Raw genomic sequence first — 7415 nt, forward strand, 5'->3', positions numbered from 1 at the left:
GGGCAGACACCGAACCTGCTCATCTCTCGAGCCGGCGGACAGACTTCGATGGCAAAACCTACGCTGGGACAACGTTCGCTGGCACGAGGGACACACCTCGATGGCAAAGGATAGATGCCCGCTGAACCGCAACGGCGGCCCTCTGGCTGCGTCCGTGAGAACTGGACCCGGATGAGCGTGCCTTCTGGGCCCAGGCGCATCACTTTGCCCTGATCATTGTCCGTGAGCTTGGGACCCACCTTGCAGCATGTGGCGGCGAACGCGATCAGAACGGCGGGTCGGATGCTGATCTGCCGTCGAGCGTCGAGCCGGTCGGGTGTAGGAAGGCTGCGATGTCGCGGCTGGTGGCCCATGTCCCCGTCCCAGGCAGACATGGTCGGCGGTGTCGGCAAGCGCAAGGACGGCCTGCAGCGCCCACAGGGTATGCGGGATGGGGTCGGCATCGGCGCTGAGCGGGCGTCTGCTTCGTGATCGCCGGGGTACCGTCGCGTGATGGGCCGCCATCCTGGTTACCCGTTCGATCCGAGATCCACTGCTTACGTCCGGTCGGGCGACTTCTGGGCAATCCCGACTCGGCGCGGCGGCTGGTACTGCTGCGGCCAGGTGCTCGGCTTCCCGGCGTTCGGAGACAGGCGGTCCATCATCGTCGGCCTGCTCGACTGGTGCGAGCCAGACCTGCCGATCGCTGACTCGATCGTCGGCGCCGGCGTGCTCGACTACGGCGACACGCACGTCAAAACAGTCCGGGAAACGGGCGGCACGCTGCTCGGCCACAGCACCCCACCGGTCGTCCGGGGCCTCGACAACCCGGACCTCGGCGCGTGGGGCTACAAGGTCATCGAAGGGCTGGCGCACCTGCATTTCGGCCGACACTTTCCGGAAGAGCCCCACCCAGCCGTCGAACGGCCGATGGGCATCAGCGGCTAAGGGCCGCCGCGTAGGTTCAGCTGGACGCGTACCAGTGTGCGACGCACCGCATTGGCTCGCCCGTCCGATTCGCTTGCCGGCCTCGTGAGTGGGCTCCGGACTCGCACACACAAGAGTCGGCCGTCTGCTGGTGGGACCCACACTCGCCGACAAACGGGTCCCGAGGTCACCGACGAAGCCAGTTGTGTCGTGATCGTCAGCCACCCGGCTGCTGGCGGCGGATCCGGCAGTACGGCCTCAGTGAGATGCGAGCGGCGCAGCGGTTCTGCGAAACCGATCACCGCGTCGGCGTAGGCTACGGACCGCGTCGAGGACGCGGGGCAGCAGCTCGGCGGTGGCGTCCCATGCCGCGGCCAGCAAGCTGGTGGACGCTCCGGTGATCTCGTCGAGCGTCAACCGGTCGGCACTGCGGCCGCGGCAGATGAGCACGTCGTCGAGGACCGTGTCCGGCTGGGCCGGGTTCAGCACGTCCACCGGCTCTGCCGCCCGCTCGCGCACGATCCGCCCGACGAGCTCGTGCAGCGCCGACAGCGGCAGCGCCGCGGACTCGGCCGCTGTCGTACTTCGGTGTGCGTGGCAGTCCAGTACAGCGCGGACCTCGTCGATGGTGCCGGCGGATATCCCGAACACCGACTCGATCACGGCGCGCGTCAGACCGTCGACCGGCGTACTGCCGACGCCTGGCCGCGCCTGAACACCGTCGGGCACACCACCGGGCGCGTCGGCTGCCCGGCCGGTCAGGGCGGCCGCGGCTTGCGCGACGTGAACCCGGACGCGGCGCCTCCACAGAAGATCGGCGCGACCGGCTGTCGTCGGCCACGCCATCCGCAGCACCGCCTGCACCCGCGCATCCGCCATGCCAGCCGCCCAGCGGGCTGCCGGCTGCATCGTCGCGGTGAGGCCAACAGGAGCAGCGGAGGCAGGTTCTCTGGGGATCCTCGCGGCGGCGAATGTGTGCGGGTCGCAGCATGCCTGACCGACCGTGGCCGCGCCGGGGATCAGCCACAAGCCAGACTGTTCATCGAAGTTGACGGACTCCTCGGCAGCTGATCGCAATGCGAGCGGCGCCCCAGTGAGCGCCAGGACCGTCGCCGGGTCGAATCGGAGCAGGCCGTTGTCCGTCATTGATCGCCGGGCCGTGATCATTCGCGGCGAGGTCACCGTCAAGCCCCCCGGCCTTGACGGTCACCCCGCCGCGGGTAGGGACGGACCCGCTCGGCCACCGCAAGCAGCACCTGCCGGGTCCGCTGGTCCGGGATCAGCTGGCGCTCGATCGTGGCGACTGCCGTTCGCAGCCGCTCTGCCGTCTGTCGGCCCGGACCGGTTGCGGCCAGATCGACCTGACGGTGGTCGTCGCGCGGCGTGCTCCGGCTGATCAGCCCGAGCCGCTCCAGCCGCGACACCGCGCTCCACGCCGTACCATGCGGCATCCCGGTCGCGGCGGCCACCGCATGTATCCGCGCCCCCGGCAAGTCGACGACTGCAGTCAGGACCGCGAACGCGGACCAGCTCACGCCCGCCGGCTCCAGCACCTGCCGTTCGACCTCGCCGCGCAGGTGCGACGCCATCCGCGCCGCGGCGAGCACCGCCGCCGCTGGCGCCGACGACAGCGCTGCCAGGACTGGCTGGTTCGGGTCGGGGGTGGCTGACTGGGGCGCCGTCACCGGATACGGCCCCGCAAGTCGCAGACCTGCGCCCAGATCGTCGGCCGATGCCGGCCCCGGTATCCGGGCACGATCGTCGCGAACCAGCCTCGCCGGGGTCGATGCCGACCAGAAGCACGTCCTGCCTGATGACTGGTCATCGCTTGCCCCCGGTCTGCATCCCTCGCGCAATGGCCACCACGCACGCCAGACACCCCGAAACCCGCAGGTCATCGGGGCACCAGACGCACGTATCGACCTTGCCGGTCACGTCCGGCGAGCGGAAGTTGACCAGGGTTAACCAGCAACCTTGCCGGACAGCGAAGTTGCCGAGCAGCCAACGTGGTCACCTGCTACGACCAGATACTTGTCGGTCGGAGCACAGCAACGCCCGCCGCCGTTCGCGCGGGCACAGCCTCGTGAACGGCAGCGGGCGTCAGTGGACCGTGCGTTATCTGGGCCGTTGCTGCTGCTCAGCCGCCTTCGCCCGCCGATACAGCACCCAGCCGAGCTCTTGGTCTCGGCCGATGAGCCGGGAGTCGCCAGGCACCCAGGATGCGTCGCACTCCATGCAGTACATCGCCCGCTGCCACTGCGCCGCCGCAGTGGCATAGGCCGCGCCGTGCTGCTGGTGCCTGTGCCATCCGGCCAGCGCGAGCAACCCCGCAATCACCGCAACAACGCCGAGCAATGCCCCGAACGCCATCCCGCTCTTGGCGGCCTCCGGCGATTCACCAAGCCCGACAACGATGAAGAACAGTGCCAGCGCGGCGGCGCCACCAGCGACGATCGCCGGCCGCTGCCACGGCGACGGTAGCGCCAGCGGCGCCAACCACGCCGACCGCGCGGTTTGTGCATACGCCTGGCCGTTCGACCTGCCCCGGACACCACCGACGTTATGCCGCATCGTGACCGTGATGAGCGACCGGCCGTCGTCGTACGCCGCCGCAACAGTCTTGACACGGTGTGAAGGACCGCTGGGGCACCGGACAGCCTCCGGTCTCACTCCACCGCCGCTGGCCCTTGCCGCGCCCATTGGCCGCGCCGTTTCGCTGCTCATCCTGACCCACCTACCCCCGTGCCGACAGTGATCGATACCTGCAATGCTGATTCGTCTGCCTCACCCTGTCCATCCAGATCGGTCATGAGCTGGAGTCCGGGCAACGAGGACTCGGCAATCTGGGAAGGTCGTTCGCTCTCGGCGGGTTCCGCTGCCGTCTCAGTTCGGTGCTGAACCGGCGGCGTGGCCCCCGTCGAAGGCTCTGGTCCCTCCGCATCGGCCAACCCATCGAACACACCGTTCTGTTCGGTCTGTTCGGTCTGTTCGGTGCGGGACCGAACCGCATCAAGGACTCTGTTCGCCTGTCTCATGCTCGCGCCTGTCAGCTTTTCCACGTCGTAGCGGCCGAGCGACCCGTCTGCGACCTTCTCTGCGGCGTCGGTCAGTACGAGAGCGATCAGTTCCTCGTCGTTGTTCCGGCTGCGCTTCGTGCGCTGGCCGCTGTCCTGTCCGGGCCCTTGACCTTCTGTCCGCTTCGCGAGGCGTCGATTCTGTTTGCCCAGGTCGATGGTCTGTTCGGTGCGCGTTGCCTGACGGGGCCTATCCTGAGTCGTTGCGACGGTTGGCATCTGTTCGGTTCGTGCTGCCTGCCCGTTGCACGCAGGAGCCGAGGGCTCGTTCAGGCCACGATCGGGGACGGTTGTCGTCCGAGTCTGTTCGGTCTGTTCGGTCTGTTCGGGTGTCCCTGGCAGCATGCTGTTCGTCGCCGGCGTGGCAGTTGGCGCGAGCGACTGTTCCGCGTCGTCCGTCCCGGGCAGAGACCGACCAGGTTCGGCGCGTTCGCTCCCGCTGAGTTCCTTCACCAGCACAGCGAGCAGGTGCACGGACAGGGCAAGCATGATCGGCGGGATGACGCCGACGGCACGAGCCCAATCGTCTGCCAAGTCGACCCGTCCGTCCCGCCCTCCGGCATGCAGTGCGTTGCAGCCGCCAGACACCAGCACGCCGACGGCGACGACGACCCACGGATACCAGGTGGACCGACCGAGCTGCTTCAGCAGCAGCACTGCGACGGTGGCGACGCCCATCGCCCCGTCGATCGACACCGGCAGCATCCACGCCCACGTCGGGCGCGTGTTGGCGGCGATCCCGACTGAACGGATCGCGTCATAGGAGAGGGTGAACGCGGCGACGGTCACGGCGAGCGTGCCTGCTACGACAACGCAAGCTCCGATGACCGCGAGCGCCCGGCGCGTCCTCGGCACCTTCGGTTCGGCACTCATTCGAGGACCGCGCCGATCCCGCCGATAACGATCACGGCTTTCACGCCGCTGAGCCGGGCATCCATCACGGGGAATGCAAGCTCCAGTCGTCGAGCCTGCCGCTTCGAACCTTCAATCTCCTGCCCGTGCGGTCCGCCTGTACTGTCGCGGGCCGCGCGTAGGCTGCTCGTAGCCATCTCTCTGTACTCCAAGTCGAAGAGGGGTGGTCGGCCTCGGCAGGCGGCAACCTACTGAGGCCACCTTGATCCACTTGCGTTCGTGGCCGCTTCGTCGCGGGGTGGCGCGCCTTGTCGTGCGGGGTGGTTAACTACCGGGCGGCGGCGTGCCACGGCAGTGTGTATACGTCGTACGGAACAGAACCGGGGGATGCGATGGACAGACGTATTCGCACCAGCGCCGCTTGCGGAGCGGCGGCTATCACCGGCCTCGGGGTCGGGTTGGTCCTGGCGCGCCACTTCGCGCGAAGCAATCAGCCTTGCCCGACGCCCCGGTGGCAGCCTGACCAGGATGGGCCCAGTGTGCGATACCTGACCGGCTACATCCGAGGGTTCGAGGACGGACGCGCCCAGAGCACGAAGTAGCGCGTCCTATCCCGGATACCGACCATCCCAAACCCGGCCCCCTCGCTGATCAGCAATGGCGAGGGGGTCGAGTTGTATCCGGAGACGCGGCGACGGCTTCCTTCGTAGGTCGTCATCGGCCGCTCGCTCACGCCACCAACGCCGACTGGTAGCACGATTGGTAGCGAAACCCTGCCCGGACCTAGGGGGTCGCAGGTGGTCACCTTGGGTAATCGTTGCAGCTAGATGTCTTGCTGCGGCTCGCTATGACCAGCTGGATCCCGTATGGTCGACACCTTGTAATCGGAAGGTCGGCAGGTACGAATGCTCGCTTACATCGACATGGCCGGGCCTTCTATTGGCGCCACAGTGGCTCCAAGCGGTCCGGTGTCCATCGGCCGGGCTTTACCTTCGGATAGACCAGGACGGCTACGAGCGCATCGTCGATGTAGGCTCGTCGTTCCACGTTCGTCATTTCCGCCGAAAGCCAGCGCGCCCGGACATCGATCGGCCGTGCCGCCGTCCTGTGCTCCTTCGCAATCCAGCGATCGCGTTCTGCCTTCAAATCGCTTTCGAGCTTTTCTCGTTCTCCAAGCAGCGCGAAGTACCGCGTACCAGAGATTGATCGGGTGCGCCATGCCTGAGTCAGATCGTTGATGTCTGCGCGAACGGCCGCCAGCTCCGACTCTTGCGGCCACGGTGTCGGGCCTGTCTTGGCGCTGCGCCTGGCAGCCTCGACCTCGAACTTGCGGATGACCAACTCCGAGACTGAGTCATCGGTTTTGGGTCCGACGATGCTTACGCCGCCGCAGCCGCCGAGCGCGGTCGACGGGCACGCGTACGTGAATGGTGCCGCTTGAATCTTCAATCGAGAGGTAGCTGTTTTCACCGCCCGCAGAATCTGTCCGCATGCAGGCTTGCCGCATCTAAGCATTCCGCTCAGTAGATAGGTTCTTACGTTAACGCCGCGGTTGTGAATGGTATTGCTGCCTATGATGGCGGTAATGGCCTCCCACTGTTCGACCGACAAGATCGGTTCCCATTGACCAATAACTGGCGCCCCATCCGGTGCAAGGACGATCTCGAATCGAACATGATCCTTGCCTGTCTCCGGATGGAAATCTCGTACCATTCGTGAACGATAGCCACAGATGCGGGGATTTCGGAAAACGTACTTTGCGGTCACGGCCTCCCAGCGATTGCCGCGCGGAGTCCGCAACTCCAGCCTGTTCCAATCGGCCACGATCGCGTTGATGGGCGCACCCTCGATGATGCGTTTTGCCGCGATCTTTATCGCGTTGGCTTCCGTCGGCTCAAGCTCTCGCTTCCCGGCCTGCCAGCCGAACGGCCGTGGACCCCCCGAAGGGATTCCTGCTTGCTGAAGTGCGTGGTGCTTGCGTCGGACCCGTCGAGCTGTATCTGCAGACTGTTTGTTGTTGGCTGCGACAACGATTCGCGCCACGGTGCGGCCGTTGTCGGTGAGGAGGTCGAGTGTTCCCGTAATGTCGATGATTGGGCGCTGAAAGTGCTCGACAACCTCGATGGCATCCTCAAGGTGGCGATTGTCACGCGTGAGTCGATCGATGTCATAGACGACCAAGCCATCGAAACGGTGACCGTTGGGCGTCGAACCTCGTTTGAGATCCTCGAGTGCCGCCTCAAACACAGGCCGAATGACGCGGTAAACGGTCCTTCCGTCGGGAAGCCTTACGCGCTTTCGCTTGTATGCGCTGGTGTCGGGCTCTTCATAAGTAAAAACGTAGGCACCTCCGCGGTGTTCCACGTAATTTCGGCAGTCCTTCGCCTGCTCCTCCCGGCCCCTGATGTCCTTTCCGGTTGTGGGGACAGTTCGGCTGGCAGCGTCAGCGGCATGGGCCTCGGCAGGCTCGAAGGACAGACGTGCAAGTCCGGCGAAGTTCATGCCCGAGAGGTCTCCCCAGTGGGCGCGTCGCACCAGTTCGGCATCCATGAAGCTGAACATACATTTAGCGATGTACTGCTG

At 66.2% G+C, this 7415-nt stretch carries 7 protein-coding genes; 1 reads left to right on the plus strand and 6 read right to left on the minus strand.

Translation table 11 applies throughout. The features are described from left to right. The first annotated feature begins 492 nt into the window (after positions 1–492). A complete protein-coding gene (locus tag Dsi01nite_RS54850; RefSeq protein WP_203854494.1) occupies positions 493–927 on the plus strand; it encodes a hypothetical protein in 435 nt (144 codons plus the stop codon). 237 nt (positions 928–1164) lie between these two features. On the opposite strand, the gene Dsi01nite_RS54855 is transcribed toward Dsi01nite_RS54850, so the two are convergent. The 6 genes from Dsi01nite_RS54855 to Dsi01nite_RS54880 all read right to left on the minus strand — a co-directional run. After that, a complete protein-coding gene (locus Dsi01nite_RS54855) occupies positions 1165–2094 on the minus strand; it encodes a hypothetical protein (RefSeq protein ID WP_203854495.1) in 930 nt (309 codons plus the stop codon). Further along, entirely contained in the window at positions 2091–2591 is a 501-nt protein-coding gene (locus Dsi01nite_RS54860) for a MarR family winged helix-turn-helix transcriptional regulator (RefSeq protein WP_203854496.1), read from the minus strand. The genes Dsi01nite_RS54855 and Dsi01nite_RS54860 overlap by 4 nt, the downstream gene beginning before the upstream one ends. A gap of 430 nt (positions 2592–3021) precedes the next feature. Then, positions 3022–3477: a hypothetical protein gene (locus Dsi01nite_RS54865; protein WP_203854497.1), complete on the minus strand. Its 456-nt coding sequence runs from the start codon at positions 3475–3477 to the stop codon at positions 3022–3024. 149 nt (positions 3478–3626) lie between these two features. Further along, positions 3627–4853 carry a DUF2637 domain-containing protein gene (locus Dsi01nite_RS54870; RefSeq protein WP_203854498.1) on the minus strand — a complete coding sequence of 409 codons (1227 nt, stop codon included), beginning with the start codon at positions 4851–4853 and terminating at the stop codon, positions 3627–3629. Continuing rightward, positions 4850–5029, minus strand: a complete 180-nt coding sequence (locus Dsi01nite_RS54875) for a hypothetical protein (RefSeq protein ID WP_203854499.1) — start codon at positions 5027–5029, stop codon at positions 4850–4852. The genes Dsi01nite_RS54870 and Dsi01nite_RS54875 overlap by 4 nt, the downstream gene beginning before the upstream one ends. Before the next feature lie 739 nt (positions 5030–5768). Then, on the minus strand, positions 5769–7415 hold a 1647-nt coding region (locus tag Dsi01nite_RS54880; protein ID WP_203854500.1), incomplete at its 5' end, for a recombinase family protein.

It is taken from the genome of Dactylosporangium siamense (genome assembly GCF_016862795.1).
GTDB classification, from domain to species: Bacteria; Actinomycetota; Actinomycetes; order Mycobacteriales; family Micromonosporaceae; genus Dactylosporangium; species Dactylosporangium siamense.